The sequence below is a fragment of the Nocardioides dilutus genome (assembly GCF_054779555.1).
Map to the genome: position 1 here is coordinate 683,998 of NZ_BAAGYA010000003.1, position 15,590 is coordinate 699,587.

The 15,590-nt window shown below is 72.0% G+C and carries 19 protein-coding genes; 9 read left to right on the forward strand and 10 right to left on the reverse strand.

Going from position 1 to position 15,590, the window contains the following annotated elements; genetic code table 11:
• Window positions 1-10 precede the first annotated feature (10 nt).
• The 5 genes from galK to ACYVC6_RS19010 all read left to right on the forward strand — a co-directional run bounded on the left by galK (window position 11) and on the right by ACYVC6_RS19010 (window position 3,932).
• Window positions 11-1,198 (forward strand): galactokinase, encoded by a 1,188-nt coding sequence (gene galK / locus ACYVC6_RS18990; RefSeq protein WP_460716020.1) that lies wholly within the window; start codon window positions 11-13, stop codon window positions 1,196-1,198.
• Window positions 1,199-1,269: 71 nt separating this feature from the next.
• Window positions 1,270-1,560 carry a YiaA/YiaB family inner membrane protein gene (locus ACYVC6_RS18995; protein WP_460716021.1) on the forward strand — a complete coding sequence of 97 codons (291 nt, stop codon included), beginning with the start codon at window positions 1,270-1,272 and terminating at the stop codon, window positions 1,558-1,560.
• Between the two features lie 60 nt (window positions 1,561-1,620).
• Entirely contained in the window at window positions 1,621-2,085 is a 465-nt protein-coding gene (locus ACYVC6_RS19000) for a hypothetical protein (protein WP_460716022.1), read from the forward strand.
• 41 nt (window positions 2,086-2,126) lie between these two features.
• Window positions 2,127-2,501: a hypothetical protein gene (locus ACYVC6_RS19005; protein ID WP_460716023.1), complete on the forward strand. Its 375-nt coding sequence runs from the start codon at window positions 2,127-2,129 to the stop codon at window positions 2,499-2,501.
• Window positions 2,502-2,504: 3 nt separating this feature from the next.
• Window positions 2,505-3,932: an LLM class flavin-dependent oxidoreductase gene (locus ACYVC6_RS19010; RefSeq protein WP_460716024.1), complete on the forward strand. Its 1,428-nt coding sequence runs from the start codon at window positions 2,505-2,507 to the stop codon at window positions 3,930-3,932.
• Between the two features lies 1 nt (window position 3,933).
• On the opposite strand, the gene ACYVC6_RS19015 is transcribed toward ACYVC6_RS19010, so the two are convergent.
• Window positions 3,934-5,148 carry an acyl-CoA dehydrogenase family protein gene (locus ACYVC6_RS19015; protein WP_460716025.1) on the reverse strand — a complete coding sequence of 405 codons (1,215 nt, stop codon included), beginning with the start codon at window positions 5,146-5,148 and terminating at the stop codon, window positions 3,934-3,936.
• Window positions 5,145-6,488, reverse strand: a complete 1,344-nt coding sequence (locus ACYVC6_RS19020) for an acyl-CoA dehydrogenase family protein (protein WP_460716026.1) — start codon at window positions 6,486-6,488, stop codon at window positions 5,145-5,147. The genes ACYVC6_RS19015 and ACYVC6_RS19020 overlap by 4 nt, the downstream gene beginning before the upstream one ends.
• 217 nt (window positions 6,489-6,705) lie before the next feature.
• Between ACYVC6_RS19020 and def the strand changes: the two genes are divergently transcribed.
• The gene (gene def / locus ACYVC6_RS19025; RefSeq protein ID WP_460716027.1) at window positions 6,706-7,299 is read left to right on the forward strand and encodes a peptide deformylase; all 594 of its coding nucleotides are present in this window, start codon (window positions 6,706-6,708) and stop codon (window positions 7,297-7,299) included.
• A 1-nt stretch (window position 7,300) separates the two neighbouring features.
• Here def and ACYVC6_RS19030 read toward each other — a convergent pair whose 3' ends face one another.
• From ACYVC6_RS19030 to cobA, 3 genes are read right to left on the reverse strand one after another with little or no spacing between them, the layout of a single operon-like run.
• Complete coding sequence (locus ACYVC6_RS19030; RefSeq protein ID WP_460716028.1) at window positions 7,301-7,915, reverse strand: hypothetical protein; 615 nt, start codon at window positions 7,913-7,915, stop codon at window positions 7,301-7,303.
• 18 nt (window positions 7,916-7,933) lie between these two features.
• Window positions 7,934-8,737, reverse strand: a complete 804-nt coding sequence (locus ACYVC6_RS19035; protein WP_460716029.1) for a TrmH family RNA methyltransferase — start codon at window positions 8,735-8,737, stop codon at window positions 7,934-7,936.
• Complete coding sequence (gene cobA, locus ACYVC6_RS19040) at window positions 8,737-9,960, reverse strand: uroporphyrinogen-III C-methyltransferase (RefSeq protein ID WP_460716030.1); 1,224 nt, start codon at window positions 9,958-9,960, stop codon at window positions 8,737-8,739. Before cobA ends, ACYVC6_RS19035 begins: the two co-directional genes overlap by 1 nt.
• A 69-nt stretch (window positions 9,961-10,029) precedes the next feature.
• Here cobA and ACYVC6_RS19045 point away from each other — a divergent pair, with 69 nt between their 5' ends.
• Window positions 10,030-10,557 carry a YbhB/YbcL family Raf kinase inhibitor-like protein gene (locus ACYVC6_RS19045; RefSeq protein WP_460716031.1) on the forward strand — a complete coding sequence of 176 codons (528 nt, stop codon included), beginning with the start codon at window positions 10,030-10,032 and terminating at the stop codon, window positions 10,555-10,557.
• Window positions 10,558-10,560: 3 nt separating this feature from the next.
• Here the strand turns inward: ACYVC6_RS19045 and ACYVC6_RS19050 are convergent, their stop codons facing one another.
• Window positions 10,561-11,403, reverse strand: coding sequence for a DUF6597 domain-containing transcriptional factor (locus tag ACYVC6_RS19050; protein ID WP_460716032.1), 843 nt, complete (start codon window positions 11,401-11,403; stop codon window positions 10,561-10,563).
• A 27-nt stretch (window positions 11,404-11,430) separates the two neighbouring features.
• Between ACYVC6_RS19050 and ACYVC6_RS19055 the strand changes: the two genes are divergently transcribed.
• Window positions 11,431-11,904: a VOC family protein gene (locus ACYVC6_RS19055; protein WP_460716033.1), complete on the forward strand. Its 474-nt coding sequence runs from the start codon at window positions 11,431-11,433 to the stop codon at window positions 11,902-11,904.
• 37 nt (window positions 11,905-11,941) lie between these two features.
• On the opposite strand, the gene ACYVC6_RS19060 is transcribed toward ACYVC6_RS19055, so the two are convergent.
• The 4 genes from ACYVC6_RS19060 to ACYVC6_RS19075 all read right to left on the reverse strand — a co-directional run bounded on the left by ACYVC6_RS19060 (window position 11,942) and on the right by ACYVC6_RS19075 (window position 14,912).
• Window positions 11,942-12,370, reverse strand: coding sequence for an SRPBCC family protein (locus ACYVC6_RS19060; RefSeq protein ID WP_460716034.1), 429 nt, complete (start codon window positions 12,368-12,370; stop codon window positions 11,942-11,944).
• A gap of 138 nt (window positions 12,371-12,508) precedes the next feature.
• Window positions 12,509-13,399: a hypothetical protein gene (locus tag ACYVC6_RS19065; RefSeq protein ID WP_460716035.1), complete on the reverse strand. Its 891-nt coding sequence runs from the start codon at window positions 13,397-13,399 to the stop codon at window positions 12,509-12,511.
• Window positions 13,400-13,539: 140 nt separating this feature from the next.
• Entirely contained in the window at window positions 13,540-14,337 is a 798-nt protein-coding gene (locus tag ACYVC6_RS19070; protein WP_460716036.1) for an SRPBCC family protein, read from the reverse strand.
• Window positions 14,334-14,912 carry an ArsR/SmtB family transcription factor gene (locus tag ACYVC6_RS19075; protein ID WP_460716037.1) on the reverse strand — a complete coding sequence of 193 codons (579 nt, stop codon included), beginning with the start codon at window positions 14,910-14,912 and terminating at the stop codon, window positions 14,334-14,336. Before ACYVC6_RS19075 ends, ACYVC6_RS19070 begins: the two co-directional genes overlap by 4 nt.
• Window positions 14,913-15,001: 89 nt before the next feature.
• Between ACYVC6_RS19075 and ACYVC6_RS19080 the strand changes: the two genes are divergently transcribed.
• A complete protein-coding gene (locus ACYVC6_RS19080; RefSeq protein ID WP_460716038.1) occupies window positions 15,002-15,583 on the forward strand; it encodes a hypothetical protein in 582 nt (193 codons plus the stop codon).
• Window positions 15,584-15,590 lie beyond the last annotated feature (7 nt).

Consider the following 15,590-nt stretch of genomic DNA (forward strand, 5'->3'; position numbering starts at 1 on the left):
GTCTGCTGCCGTGACCTACGTCGAGGCGGGCGACCCGCACGATTGCGCCAGCTCGGTCCGGGCCGGGTTCGCGGAACGGTACGGCGTCGAACCCGCCACCGTCGGCCGGGCGCCCGGGCGAGTGAACCTGATCGGCGAGCACACCGACTACAACCACGGACTGGTCCTACCGGTCGCCCTCCCGCATGCGACGTACGCCGCGGCCCGTATCGACGGGGGCTCGCCGGCCGGCACGGTGCGCGTCGCCAGCGCCCAGATCCCGGAGACCTGGGAGGGGCCGCTGTCCGCGATCGGGCCGGGCGCCGTCTCGGGTTGGGCGGCATACGCCGTGGGCGTGGTGTGGGCGCTGCGTGAGACGGGTCATGACATCCCAGGTGTCGACCTGTTCGTGGACAGCACCGTGCCACTGGGTGCCGGGCTGTCCAGCTCCGCGGCGCTCGAGTGCGCGGTGGGGGTGGCCGTCGCCGGTGCGCTTGGCCTCCGGCTCACCGCTGACCTGCGTCGCGAGCTCGTGGAGGTGGGGATGCGCGCGGAGACGGAGGTGGTCGGCGCCCCCACCGGCGGGATGGACCAGACGGTCGCCATGCTGGGCGAGCTCGGTGCCGCACTCCTCATCGACTTCGACCTGCCCGCCGACCGGGGACGCACCACTCCGGTCCCACTCGCCCTCGAGGGCCACACTCTCCTGGTCACGGACACGCGCGTCTCCCATGCGCTGGTCGACGGGGGCTACGGGCAGCGCCGGGCGGACTGCGAGGAGGCAGCCATTGCCCTCGGTGTGCCGTCGCTGCGACAGGCCGACCTCAGCGCCGTCGCGACGCTGGCCGACGACCGCGTGCGTCGCCGGGCGACGCACATCGTCACCGAGATCGCCCGGGTCTCCCGGTGCGTCGAAGCCCTGACGTCCGGCGACCTGGCGGCCGTCGGAGCGCTCTTCGCCGCGTCACACGCGTCCATGCGCGACGATTTCGAGATCAGCTGTCCCGAGCTGGACGTCGCGGTCGCGGTCGCCGTCGAGGCGGGTGCCGTCGCCGCCCGGATGACCGGCGGGGGCTTCGGCGGGTCCAGTGTCGCGGTCGTCCCCGACGAGCGCGTCGACGCGGTCATGCGCGCGATCGACGCGGCGTTCGCACTCGAGGGCTTCGCGGCGCCCGGTCACCTCCGCGCGGTCCCGTCCGCTGGCGCCTCGATCATCTGAGGCACCGTACTCAGACCAGGTCGAGTACGAGGACGAGCGCCGATGCTCTCGCGGCGGACGAGCCTTGAGCCATGACGAACTCTCCCGCACAGACCAAGAACACCCCCGCCTTCTTCGCCCAGGCCGGCCTCTCGTTCGCCATCGCGCTCGGGGCCATGCTCTTCGCGATCCTCTACCTGCCCGTGGACCCGTGGGTCCGCTCCTTCCTCGGGCTCGGCACGCTCTACCTGACCACCTCGGCCTTCACGCTCGCCAAGTGCATCCGAGACGCGCAGGAGGACGCCGCGGTGGTCACCCGCCTCGACCAGGCCCGCGTCGACAAGCTCCTCGCGGAGCACGACCCGTTCCGATCCGTGTCCTGATGGGTACCAGGCGGGTGCTGCCACCTGGAGCACCCGCCTCACCCGACCGGAAGGACGCCCGTGCCCAGCAAGAGCCCGATCGCCAAGATCAAGGACACCGCCGGCCAGCTGACCGGCGCCGCCGTCGTCACGGTGGTCGACACCGGCCAGAAGGTCGTGGGCCAGGCGATCGGACAAGCGGCCGGCGCGGTAGGCGCCGTCACCTCCCGGGTGCCCGGTCGCCGCAAGTCCCCGAGGTCTCGGCACGATCCGGAGTCCTCGACGCTGCACGCCGTCCCCCAGGACGCGCCTACTCGCTCACACGGTGACCCGGTGAAGCCCGCTGCCAAGAAGGCGCCGGCCAAGAAGGCAGCGGCCAAGAAGCTCGCGTCGGCGGGCCGGCCCGAGATCCCCACTCCGGACGAGACGGCCCTGGGCAAGAAGACAGCCACCAAGAAGACGGCGGCCAAGAAGACGGCGGCCAAGAAGACGGCGAGAAGGGCCCCGACCAAGAAGTCCCCGGGGTCGGGCCGGTCCCCCGGCTGAGACCGTGCCGCGTCGCTTCGGAGCCGTGGTTGACTCGGCCCATGGCGCGGATCCCCTCACTCAACTGGACCCTCTCCACTGCGATCCCCTTCGCCCGCGGTGTCGCGGACCGGGCCGTCCGCACGGCCGGCCCGATCGTGGTCGGCGTCGCGGGGCGGGTGTCCTCGCACCTGCCTCGGCGGTCGCGCCCGGCACCCTCGCCCCCGGAGACGTTCACCCCCGCTCCGGCGGCGGTCGACGAGCCTGCTCCCGCGGTGTCGGTGGCCGAGCCCGCCGCTGCGAGGACCGGAGCGCCCTCCCCCGCCATCGTGGCCCGCAACGTCGCCGGGCCCCGGCCCACGGCCAAGAGCCCGGCGAAGCGCAAGCCCCGGTCGGTGCCCGGCGCCAAGCTCCCGGTCACCCGCCCCAGCACCTGAGCCATGCCGCTGCCCGACCCCGCGCTGGTCGTGCTGGTCGGGCCGTCGGGTTCCGGCAAGTCCACGTGGGCCGCGGGACGCTACCGGCCCGCTGAGATCGTCTCCTCGGACGCGCTGCGCGGCGTGGTGGGCAGCGGCCCGCACGACCTCGACGCCTCCGACGAGGCGTTCGCGCTGCTCGAGACGATCGTCGCCGCGCGGCTCGGCCGTGGGCTCAGCACGGTCGTAGACACCCTCGGCACCGACACAGGTCGCCGCCTCGGATGGCTGGCCCGGGCCAGGGCCGCCGGGCTGCCGGCCGTCGCCGTCGTCCTCGACGTACCGGAGGCCACCTGCCGGGCCCGAAACGCCGGCCGCACCGTCCCGGTCCCGGCCGCGGTGCTCGCCGCACAGCTGAAGCGTCACCGCGAGCACGTGGCCCGCCTGCGGGACGAGGGCTGGGACGTGGTCCACACGGTGACCGGTGACGAGCCGCCGGTGGACATCACGCGGGTCCCGGAGCCGCATACCTCCGGGGACCTCCGTACCTCCCAGGGGCTCAAGGTCGTGCTCCAGCTCAGCCGGTTCCCTTGGGGCGAGGATCCCTTCGCCTGGGTCCGGGAGATGGCGACCGAGGCGGACCGCGCCGGGTTCGCGGGGCTGGCCTTCATGGACCACCTCATCCAGATCCCGCAGGTCGATCGCGCCTGGTCGCCGATCCCGGAGCCGTGGGTGACCCTGGGCGCCGTCGCTGGGCTGGGCACGGACCTCGAGCTGGGCACCCTGGTCACGCCGATCAGCTTTCGAGCACCGGGGATCACGGCCAAGGCCGCGGCGACGCTCGACGCGCTGACGGGTGGACGCGCCTTCGTGGGGGTGGGCGCCGGTTGGTGGGAACGCGAGCACGCCGCCTTCGGGCTGCCGTTCCCGCCGGCCAAGGACCGGCTGGACGCACTGGAGCGCGGGATCGAGACGATGCGCGCGTTGTGGGCCCCGGGCACCAAGGCCTACGACGGCGAACGCGTGTCGCTCCCAGAGACGACGGCGTACCCGCGGCCGACAGGTCGCATCCCCGTGATCGTCGGTGGCGCAGGTGCGCGGACGCTGCGGGTCGCCGCCACGCTCGGCGACGCTGCGAACGTGCCGTCCGCCCAGCCCGCGCTCGACGGCCACATCGCGACCCTGCGCCGCCACTCCGAGACCGTCCTGGTCACCGTGCTGGACCTTCCGACCGTGGGCCGGGACCGGGAGGACACTTGGTCCAGGGTCGAGCGGCTCCGGGGACGGACGCCCGCGGCGGCGTACGCCGCGCGCACGCATGCCGGCACCGGCGCTCAGCAGCGCGACCGCTACGGCGCACTGGCCGAAGCCGGCGTGGACACCGTGTTCGTGGCGCTCGCCGACCTCGAGTCCCCCGAGGACCTCGCTCGGCTCGCTCCGGTGCTGGCCTGAGCTACTTCAGCTCGGCGCTCGACAGACCCAGGACCCGGCGGGCGATGATCAGCTGCTGGATCTGCTGCGTGCCCTCGAAGATGTCGAGGATCTTGGAGTCGCGCGCCCACTTCTCGAGCAGCTCGTTCTCGCTGTAACCGACCGTGCCGCACAGCTCCACGCAGCTCAGCGTGACGTCCGAGCCGACCCGGCCGGCCTTCGCCTTCGCCATCGAGGCCTCCAGCGAGTTGGGCTTGCGGTTGTCGGCCATCCAGGCGGCCTGGAGCATCAACAGCCGCGCCGCCTCGAGGTCGGCCTCCATCTGCAGCACCTTCGCCGCGGCGGCCGACTGGAGGTGCGCCGGACGGTCGTAGTCGACGACCACTCCGGCCTCGGCCAGGAGCTCGCGGGTCAGGTCCAGCGCCGCGGTCGCGCAGCCGACGGCCATGGAGGCCACCAACGGCCGGGTGTTGTCGAAGGTCGCCATCGCGCCTGCGAAGCCCTGCTTGGGGTCGACCTCGGGCGAGCCGAGGAGGTTGTCCTTCGGCACCCGGCAGTTCTCGAAGATGATCGTGGCGGTGTCGGAGGCCCGGATGCCGAGCTTGTGCTCCAGCCGTTCCACCCGCATCCCCGGGGTGCCCTTGGGCACCACGAACGACTTGATGGCCGACCGACCGAGGTCGCGGTCCAGGGTCGCCCACACCACGACGTGGTCGGCCCGGTCGCCCGAGGTGACGAAGATCTTCTCGCCGTTGATGACGTACTCGTCGCCGTCGAGGACGGCCGTGGTCCTGATGTTGGCCGAGTCTGAGCCGGTGCCGGGCTCGGTGATGGCCATCCCGGCCCACACGCCCTCGAACCGCTTGAGCTGCTCGTCGTCGGCAACCGAGGCGATCGCGGAGTTGCCGAGTCCCTGGCGGGGCATCGACAGCAGCAGGCCGACGTCGCCCCAGCACATCTCGGCGATGGACAACACCGAGGCGAGGTTGGTGCCGTTCTTCACGCCCGTATCGCCACCGGACTCGTCCCGGCGTACGCCGCCCGCGCCCGCGCCCTCGCTGGCGCCTGACTCGGCGAGCCCGTCGATCATGGCGGCCAGCATGTCGAGCTCCTTGGGATACTCGTGCTCGGCGCGGTCATAGGTCCGGGAGATCGGCCGCAGCATGTTCATCGCGACCTGGTGGGCCTGCCCGGTCAGGGTCCGGAACTTCTTCGGGTCGTCCAGCCAGATGGTCATACGAGAACGGCTCCTTCCGCGATGCCGACGGCTCTGAGGTCGCGATACCACCGCTCGACCGGGTGCTCCTTGACGAAGCCGTGGCCGCCGAGCAGCTGGACCCCGTCGAGGCCGATCCGCATGCCCTTGTCCGCACACAGCTGGCGGGCCATCGCGACCTGCTTGGCGAAGTCCTTGCCGGCGGCGGCGCGGGCCGCGGCCTTGTAGGTGAGCAGCCGCATCGCCTGCAGCTCGGTGGCCATGTCGGCGACCATGAAGGCGACCGACTGGCGGTGCGCGATCGGCTCACCGAAGGCCTCGCGCTCCTTGACGTAGGGCGTCACGTAGTCGAGCACCGCCTGGGCGGTGCCCACCGCGAGCGCACACCAGGCGAGCCGGGACAGCCGCACGCACTCGGCGTACGTCGAGCCGTCGCTGGGGCCGAGCACCGCGTTGGCGCCGACCTGCGCGCCGTCGAGCCGCAGGGTGGTCAGGGACGCGGCCCGCACACCCATCGACGGGTCGGCCTCGACGGTGAGGCCGGAGGTCGAGGACTCGATGAGGAACAGCGCGGGCGCGTCGTCCAGCATGGCGCCGACGACGAACAGCTCGGCCTCGGCACCGCGGGGCACCATCGACTTCACCCCGTCGAGCACGAACCCGTCGCCGGACCTGGTGGCGGTGGTCGCCGGGGAGAGTGCGTCGAACAGCACGGCCGGCTCGGCCAGCGCCAGGGCGGCGGCCGGCACCTGCTCACCCTTCGCGCCACCGTTGGAGGGCTCGGTGAACGCGGGCAGGTAGGTCTGCTGCTGCTCGTCGGTCCCCCACAGACCGATGGCCGTGGCGACCGAGCCCGAGGCCAGGGCGGCGACGGCCAGGCCCATGTCGCCCTTCCCGAGCGCCTCCGCGACGAGCGTGCCGGCCATCGCCGAGCGCGCCTCCGAGACCCCGCCGAGCGCCTCGGGAACGCCGAGGATGGGGAGCCCGATCTCCAGGCTCGCCTCGAGAAGCTCCACCGGCGCCGCACAGGACTCGTCGGCCTCTGCTGCGGCCGGCCGGACCACCTCGTCGGCGAACTCGGTGACGACGTCGACGAGCAGCTGCTCGTCCTCGGTGGGCGTCAGGTCGAAAGTGCCGGGAGCGCTCACCCCCGGAGCCCGGACGCCCTGCTTCTTGCTGGATCCACGGCGCGAGAACTGGCGGCTGGCGGCGGTGACCACCTTGAAGCCGCCGCTGGTCACCGTGAACACGGTCTGCTCGGCCTGCTTGCGCAGCTTGAGCCGGTCGAGCAGGTCGGCCTGCGCCAGCCGGCTCAGGCCGGCGACGAGGTAACCGATCGGGTCACGGGTCTCGGTGGACACCACGCCGTGCCTACTGACGGGGCGTCCACCTGGGCGGAGGTTGGGCAACAACGACATGCGGCAAATGTAACTCCGAGTTACACACGCGGCTACACGTTGGTCTGGTGTCTCGCCTCACACCGCCGAAGCACCGCGCTCACGCGGACTCCTCGGTCACCGCGGATCCCCGCCGGAGGCCAGATCCGCGCGTCTCCTGCCGCGACCTAGGATCACCGGCATGGCCGACGTGTCCTCAGAGCTCGGGCGCGCACCCCACGGGCCACTCCCACGCGGCGGCAGCGTCCGTCCGATCACCCGCTGGGGGACGCCCGTCATGCACCGGGCCCAGCAGCCCGTCGAGGCGTACGACGACGACCTGCGCAGCCTCGCCGCCGACATGGTCGAGACGATGTACGCCGCCGACGGGGTCGGTCTCGCCGCCTGCCAGATCGGCGTCGACCTCGCGATGTTCGTCTTCGACTGCCCCGACGAGTCAGGCCAGCGCACCGTAGGAGTGGTCTGCAACCCGGTGCTGACGCTGCCGGAGGGGCGCGACCGGCGCCTCGACGAGACGGACGAGGGCTGCCTCTCCTACCCCGGCGCCTTCGTCGAGCTGGCGCGTCCGGACTTCGCCACGGTCACCGGCACCGGGCTCGACGGCGAGCCCGTCGAGTTCTCGGGCGACGGCCTGCTGGCCAGGTGCCTGCAGCACGAGACCGACCACACCGTGGGCACGGTTTTCGGTGACCGGCTCCCGACCAAGGCTCGCAAGCGGCTGCAGAAGGCGATGGAGAAGGCCGCGGAGGACTACCCGGAGTCCTGGCCCGCTTAGCTCAGGTCCGGTTCGGGAAGGCCGTACCCCCACCGGAGGCCAGGCTCTCGGCGACGATCCGCAGGTGCTCGGCCATCAGGTCGTCGGGCATCGCTGGGAGCACGTCATCCCAGAACGCGAGCATCGGGCCGCGGCCCTGCATCATCCCTTCGGGGCGGGCCAGTGCCCACATGTGGAAGTGCTCGCTGCCGTCGCCCCAGCGGGCGAAGTGGGTGCGCGCCACCCCGGGGATCGACTTCACCGCGATGTTGAGCCGCTGCATCAGCGGCCCGAGCGTCGCCAGCACGTCCAGGGGTGCCGTGTTGAGCGTGCAGTGCCGGTTGGGCGCCAGACCGCCGACGTACGGGATGCCCATCCGGGTCCAGCCCGCGTTGACGTGCCACAGGTCGTCGGTCCAGATCGTGTGCTCCGACGGCTGGCAGTGCCCACAGCTCTCGGGGTCACCGACGGCGTATCGCGGCTCCTCCGGCACCAGCATCGGCTCGAGCGCTTTGAGCGTCACACTCTCGAAACAGGAGAGTGAGTCCGCGACCAGAGGTGAGCTGTCCAGCCGCTCGCCGATCGGCAGGGTGCGGTGGTAGGGCGAGTCGGCCTCGTGCGTGCGGTAGTCGGTCACCCGCCGACCGTAGACGGCTCAGCGGCGGGCGGTCACGTAGCACGCGACGGCCGCAGCAGCGGCGACGTTGAGGGAGTCGACGTCGCCCGACATGGGGATGATGGCGCGCCGGTCGGCAGCCTCCTCCCACCGCCGGGAGAGACCGTGCCCCTCGGACCCCAGGACGAGTGCGACGTGGTCGAGGCCGGCGACCGCGTCCTCCACCGGCCGAGCGTCCGTCGCCAGCGTCAGGGCGACCGTCGTGAAGCCGAGGCGGCTCAGCGACGGCAGGGCGTCCGCCCAGTCCGGGAGCCGGGTCCAGGGCAGCGCGAAGACGGCGCCCATGGCCACCTTGACCGACCGACGGTAGAGCGGGTCGGCACAGCGGGGCGCCAGCAGGACGGCGTCGAAGCCGAACGCCGCACCGCAGCGGAAGATCGCGCCGACGTTGGTGTGGTCGACGACGTCCTCGAGCACCAGGACCGTGCGGGCGCCCGCCAGGACGTCCTCGACCGCCGGCAGCGGTCGGCGTTCGAGCGAGGCCAGCGCGCCGCGGTGGACGTGGAACCCGGTGACCTCCTCGGCAAGCTCCTCGCTCACGACGAAGCAGGGGGCGCTCGTCGCGTCGAGCACGTCGCGCAGACCCTCCAGCCAGCGCGGCGCCATGAGGAACGAGCGCGGCGTGAAGCCGGCGGCCGCCGCCCGGCGTACGACCTTCTCGCCCTCGGCGAGGAACAGCCCGTGCTCGGTCTCGAGGTGCTTGCGCAGCTCGACGTCGCGCAGGTCGCGATAGTCGGCGAGCCTGGGGTCGGCCGGGTCGGTGACCTCGATCAGCGCCGCCATCAGGGGTAGCGCTCGGGGTGGGCCACGGCGACCACCTCACCGATCACCAGGATCGCGGGCGGTGCGACCGACTCACGGACGAGGTCGTCGCCCAGCCCGGCGAGCGTCGACAGGACGGTCCGCTCCGCCGGCATGCTGCCCTGGCAGATGACCGCCACCGGGGTGTCCGGCTTGCGGCCCCCGGCCAGCAGCACGTCGGCGATCGCCGATGCGTTCTCGACGGCCATCATCAGCACGAGGGTGCCGGTGAGGCGCGCGACCGCGCCCCAGTCGGTCAGCGAGTCGGGGTGGCCGGGCGGGAGATGACCGGAGATCACCGTGAAGTCGTGGGCGACACCCCGGTGGGTGACAGGGATGCTCGCCAGGCCCGGCACGGACACGGGACTCGTCAGGCCGGGGATCACGGTGACCGGTACGCCGGCCGCACGGCAGGCCAGCACCTCCTCGTAGCCCCGGCCGAAGACGAAGCTGTCGCCGCCCTTGAAACGCACGACCCGCTTGCCGGCGCGGGCGTGCTCGACGATGAGCCGGTTGATCTCCTCCTGCTGGGCCGAGCGTCCGCGGGGCAGCTTGGCGACGTCGATGAGCTCGACGTCGGCGGGCAGCTCACCCAGGAGCTCGCGTGGCGCTAGGCGGTCGGCGACCACGACGTCGGCCTCCATCAGCGCCTTGCGTCCCGCGACGGCGATGAGCTCGGGGTCGCCCGGTCCGCCACCGACCAGGGTCACGCCGGGGGTGTGGTCGCGCTGGTGCCGCGCGGAGATCCGACCCTCGCGCAGACCCTCGAGGATCTCGTCACGCACCGCGGCCGAGCGGCGCGGCTCGCGGTTGCCGAGAACCGCCACCGTCACCCCGGCGTGCCGGCCGACCGCGGGCGTCCAGGCGCTGGCCCGGGTGGCGTCGTCCGACCGCACGCAGAAGACCCGTCGCGCCTCGGCACCGGCGCTGACCTGCTCGTTGACCTCGCGGTCGTCGGTGGCCGCGATGACGTACCAGGCTCCGTCCAGGTCGGCGTCGACGAAACCACGCGGCTCCCACCGGATCTCGCCGTCGGCCGCCATCCCCTCGATGGCGGGCGTGACCAGGGGCGAGACGAGGACGACCTCGGCCCCCGCAGCGATCAGCTGGGGGACGCGGCGCTGGGCGACGTGCCCGCCGCCCACGACCACCACGCGCCGTCCACCGAGCCGCAGCCCCGCGGGGTACGTCGCCTCCTCGTCCACTGGTCCATCATCGCGGTCCGCGGACTAGGGTCGGGAACCGTCCAGCCGCCGTAAGACACAGGAGCCGTGATGAGCCTCGACCGTCCCGTCGCCCCAGACCCCTACGACCTGCTGCCGGCGGTCCCGTCGTTCACCGTCACCAGCGACGACGTGACCGACGGACAGCCGCTCAAGGACGACCAGGTCAACGCTCACGGAGACCGCTCGCCGCAGCTGTCCTGGTCGGGTTTCCCCGAGGACACCAAGAGCTTCACGGTCACCTGCTTCGACCCGGACGCGCCCACCCCCAGCGGCTTCTGGCACTGGGTTCTCGTCGACCTGCCTGCCGACTGCACCTCGCTCGACGCGGGTGCCGGCGCCGAGGGCGCCTCGCTGCCCGGCAGCGCCTTCATGTGCCGCAACGACGGCGGGGTCAAGGGTTTCATGGGCGCCGCTCCTCCGCAGGGCGACCAGGTGCACCGCTACTTCTTCGTGGTGCACGCGGTGAAGGAGGAGAGCCTCGGCGTCGACTCCGACGCCTCCCCCGCGGTGGTGTCGTTCAACCTGGCCTTCAAGACCGCCGCCCGGGCGATCATCCACGGGACCTACCAGCACTGAGGCTCAGGCCCGGCGGGCGGCGTAGGCCGCCGGCGGCTGCCCGACCAGCGCGCTGAAGTCCCGGGTGAAGTGCGCCTGGTCGAACCAGCCCAGTTGGTGGGCGAGCGAGGCGAGGTCGTCGTAACGGCCGGTGTCGATCCGGTCGACGGCATCGAGCAGCCGGGCCCGCCGCAGCACCCACTTGGGCCCGACCCCCACGTAGCGCCGGAACAGCCGCTGGAGTGTGCGCTCGGACAGGGCGTGCCGGCGCGCGGCAGCTTCGACCGTCGTCAGCGTCGGGTCGTCCCGGATCTCCCGGACCAGGTCCAGGACCGCGTCGTAGCGCTCGTCGCGCTCGGGCGCCCGGGTCATGAGGAAGTCGTCGACGGCGTCGACCCGCTCGGCGTCGGCCGGCGCGGCGAGGACGGCTCGGACGAGGGGTTCTGCAGAGCCTCCGAACGCCACCGACAGCGGCAGCACCCGGTCGGTCCACGCGGCGACGTCCGCACCTGTGAACGCCCCGAAGCCGCCGGGGTGGAACTTCACCCCGAAGACCCGGCCGGAGCCGACGAGCTCGTGGCTGAACCTTCGGGTGACCACGCCGTGCAGAAGGCCGGCCGGCATGGTGTGGCCGAACCGCGGCCGGCTGCCGCTCTCCACCGTTATGTGTATCGAGGGGTGGGAGACGACCTCTGCCACGAACGGAGACCTGTCCTCGAGGTCCCACTCGACAGACCAGTAGTGCTCGACCCAGGCCGTGAGGGCGGCGGCGGGTGCAAGCCTGTCGCGGCGGACGACGGAGTCGTGGAGCTCGGGGCGCAGGATCCCCACGGCGCGCTCGGTTGTCGTGTTCGTCCAAGAACCCACGGCTGGAGCGTAGGGAGGATCACGGACATGACGAACTTCATGCCGGACGGCTACACCAGCCTCACCCCCTTCCTCTGCGTCGACGGGGCCGCCGCGGCCATCGACTTCTACACCTCGGTGTTCGGCGCGCAGGTCGTGTCGCGCAACGACGGACCGGACGGGACGGTCGCCCATTGCGAGCTGCAGCTGCCCAGCGGCCGGATGCAGCTGAGCGACCCCGACCCCGCGCACCACCTGGTGCCGCCGTCGGGTGTCGACGACGTCCACCACTCCACCGTCGTCTACGTCCCCGACGTCGACGCGGTCCACGGCAAGGCGGTCGCCGCAGGGGCGAGGAGCTACGAGGCGCCGCAGACCTTCGTGACCGGCGACCGGTTCTGCTCGCTGCTGGACCCCTGGGGACACCGCTGGGCCGTCCTCACCCGGGTCGAGGACGTCAGCCCCGAGGAGGCGCAGCGGCGGGTCGATGCCTGGATCGCCGAGCAGGCGGCGTCCGCCTGATCGGGGCAGCTGGCCACAGGACCGCGGACCGCGCGGCTCAGTGGGCAATGCCTTCCGCCCGGGACTTGAGACCAGCGGCCTCCATCGCGAGGTAGCGCTCGGTGAGCCGGCGGTACAGCCGGCCCATGATGCTGCCGAGGAGTCCGCTCATCACGACCCTCAGCTCGACCCGCGTCCCGCCGTCCGGCAGCGGGGCGCACTCGTGGTGCGCGGACACCCTGCTGCCTGGCTGCTGCTGCTCCCAGGTGAAGGCGCGGCGGGGTTCGAGCGCTGTCACCGTGTAGGTGGCGGTCGGAAGCCGCGGCTGGGATATCTCGACTCGCGACCCGACCGCGAGGGGTCCGGCGTCCAGCGGGCGGACGCTGCTGACCGAGTCCGTCCATTCCGGCCACCGCTCGAAGTCGACGAGCACCTCCCACACGTGGTTCGTGGAGGCGGCCACGTCGATGCTGGTGCGAACCTCCATGTGCTCCATCGTCCCAGGGATCGGGATCTCCTGGGCGGACCGGAACGGGGACGGTCCCGGACGGAGGATGACTCACCGGTGTTCGGGTCCCGGGCGAAGGTGGTGCGTCCCTCGATCCGCGTCATGAGTGGCCTCCGTTCAGGCTTTCAGCGTCGGCCCGTGGCGGCGGAGCAGGAGGAAGGCACCGAGCAGATACGCGAGCACGACGATCGGCTCTCCGGGGTCGTAGAGGACGGCGTCGGGGATGTCGGCCGCGACCTGGAACGGCAGCGCGACGATGTAGCTCACCTGGTGCAGGAGACCTGCAACCAGCGAAATCGCGCCGAGGACATAGCCCCACGCGGCTCCCCGCCACAGCAGGAGTGCGGCCGCCGCGTACAACGGCACCAGCAGGGTCAGGTCGAGCGCCATGCCCAGGTGCACGATCGTGTCGGTCTCCACCAGCTGACTACCAGCGGGGACATCGCCGGTGAGCGCGTTGTCGAGGGCGAAGTAGACCCACATGCCGCCCAAGGCGGCTGCCAGAACACCGAGGACGCCCGCGGCACCGCGCCACCTGCCGGCCTGATGCTCTGGGGCAAGGGCAGTGGTGTCGATGCTGGTCAGATGCAGGATCATCGCGACCACTGCCGTTGCGAAGACCGCGGCGTGCAGCAGGAACAGATCGTTGAATCCCGTTCCGAACAGGTAGTAGGCGTAGGTGTAGAGCAGGTACGCGATCAGGGTCACCGATGCCAGTTGTGCCCGGACCGAGCCACGGTGGGTCAGCCGCGTCACCACGGCGAGCACCGGCACAACCACTCCCGCCGTGACGAGGTCGTAGCCCCTCAGCATCTCGGCTGTGGACGCTGCGCCGGTGTAGACGCCGTCGAGGGACAACCCGAGCACGGAGGCACCCAGCGCCAGCAGGGCCGTCGTCACCGTCCACCTATTGGCCCGCGTCACCCCCGCGAGGCGGGCAGGACCGTGCAGCGGCCCATCAAGAACCCTGGTGCCGTCGTCTCGAGGTTGGTTGATGTCGACGGACATGGTCCCGCTCCCTTCCAGGGCGGGACCCATCGGCCGTTCCGGCGGCTCTGTTGCCCGCCTTCGATGGCCACACAATCACCCCGACCACCAGGGGAACAGGGCCGAAGGTCACGGGTCGAACCAGCATTCCGCGCAGAAGATCAGGCCGGGACGGAGAGCCCCTGGAGCCAGGCCCGCCAGGCGGGCTCCTCACGTCGCACGTAGTCCGCCGCGTCGGCGGAGAACAGGTAGGCCCGTAGGCCCGCCGTCGCCTCCCCGGCGCCCTCGCCGTAGGCGTGGGCGAAGACGCTGAGCATCCCGGGGACCGGCGCGGTGAGCCGCACCAGGGCCTGCCGCTCGCCGAGCCGCTCGACCGTGCCGGTGGTGCCGCGCACCTCGACCCTCGCGCCCTCCTCGCTCAACCCGAGCGCTTCGTAGAGGGTCGACCAGACCGCGTCCGCGTCGCCGGGGTGGCTGGCCGTGACCTCCAGCTGCGTGGCCTCCTGGCCGGGGAAGTGCGCCAGGTAGAGACGCAGGTTGTCGAAGAACGGCATCCAGTTGGCGCCCATGTCGTCCCAGAACTCCGACTCCCAGCCGGCGCCGGTCCCGAAGCCGCTGCTGGTGACTCGTACGACGCAGGTGCCGCCGGACTGCGCCTCGACGAGGAACTCCGACGTCAGCGGACTGAGCGCATCCGGGTCCTTGCCCATGAGGGCGGCCCAGTCCTCCTCGTAGACGAGGCGGCGCGGTGGGTCCCAGCCGGTGACGTGGCCGTCAGAGCCCATCTCGGCACCCATGGAGAAGTGCAGCCGGCCGCCCTTGCGCTCCTCCATCTCGGTCGGCAGGAACCAGGCGCTCATGCCCTTGGCGGTGGCGATGGCCTGCCAGACCTGCTCCGGGGTGCCAGGGACCTCGACGCTGAACTCCAGGCGGTAGGGAACGTTCGGGGTCGTGCTCATGCGCTCTCCTCGGGAAGGGGGTGGGCGGCGACGACGAGCCGGTGCGGGCGCCCGTCGTCGTGGTGGTAGCGGGCGGCCAGGTCGAGCACCGCCGCGGTCAGGTCGTCGGCGAAGGCAGCCCGGTCGGCGGCCGACCGGAAGCCGATGTGCGTGTCGATGGTCAGCGTCGGCAGGCGCTTCCCGGACGCGCCGGCCCGGCGCGCCAAGGCTCCGACCTCGCGCACCAGCCGGCCGGCCAGCGCGACGAGGTAGCCCGCCGACAGGTGGTCGGCGTTGGCGTCCGGGTCGGCCGCGGACGCGCTGACGGCCGCCGGCGACACGACGTAGGACGCCGCCGACGCCCGCAGCACCCGCTCGGTGATACCCCCGTGCCGACGCTCCTCGGACAGCTCCACCAGGCCGTGCGCCTCGAGCGCCTTGAGGTGGTAGTTGACCTTCTGGCGCGCGATGCCGACCCGGGCGGCGAGTCCGGCGGCGGAGGCCGGGACCGCCAGCTCGCCGAGCAGCCGGGCTCGGACCGGATCCAGCGCGGCGGCGGCCGCCTCCGCGCTCTCGATGATCTCGACGTCCCACACGCGGCAACCGTGTCATTGACAAGAATAGTTGTCAAGGCCGTCGGGCCACTCAGCACAGCGACGCTCGGCGAACCGGCATGATGCGTCCCGTGGAACGCACGGGGAGGCGCGGCCTGGTCTGGCTGCCGGCCCTGATCCTGCTCGCGACCGTCGGCCAGCTGGCGGTGGCGACGTTCGTGCCGGGCATCGAGCGGTTCGAGGACAAGGCGTTCGGCGCCCGGCTGGCGGCCTACCCGGTGATGATGCTGTTCGTCCCCGCAGTCTGGTGGCTGGCCGTCAAGCGGAGGCGACCCGAGGCCGAGGTCCCCTACGTCGCGTTCGCCCTGGTCATGCTGGGCTTCCTGGTCGACACGACCGGCAACAGCCTGGACTTCTACGACACGCTCGTGTGGTGGGACGACCTCAACCACTTCGTCAACTGGGTCTTCCTCAACGCCGGCATCGGGCTGCTGATCGTGGGCGCCGTGCGGCCGCCCTGGGCCCGGGTGGTGCTGGTGGCCGGGATCGGTTCGATGCTCGCGCTCGGCTGGGAGATCGGCGAGTGGTACACGTTCATCCGGCACGGCACCGAGATCGAGACGGCCTACGAGGACACGCTCGGGGACATGACGCTGGGCACCCTCGGCGGCACGCTTGCCGCGCTGATAGTGGCCAGGGCGAAGCGCGGGTAACCTCTCG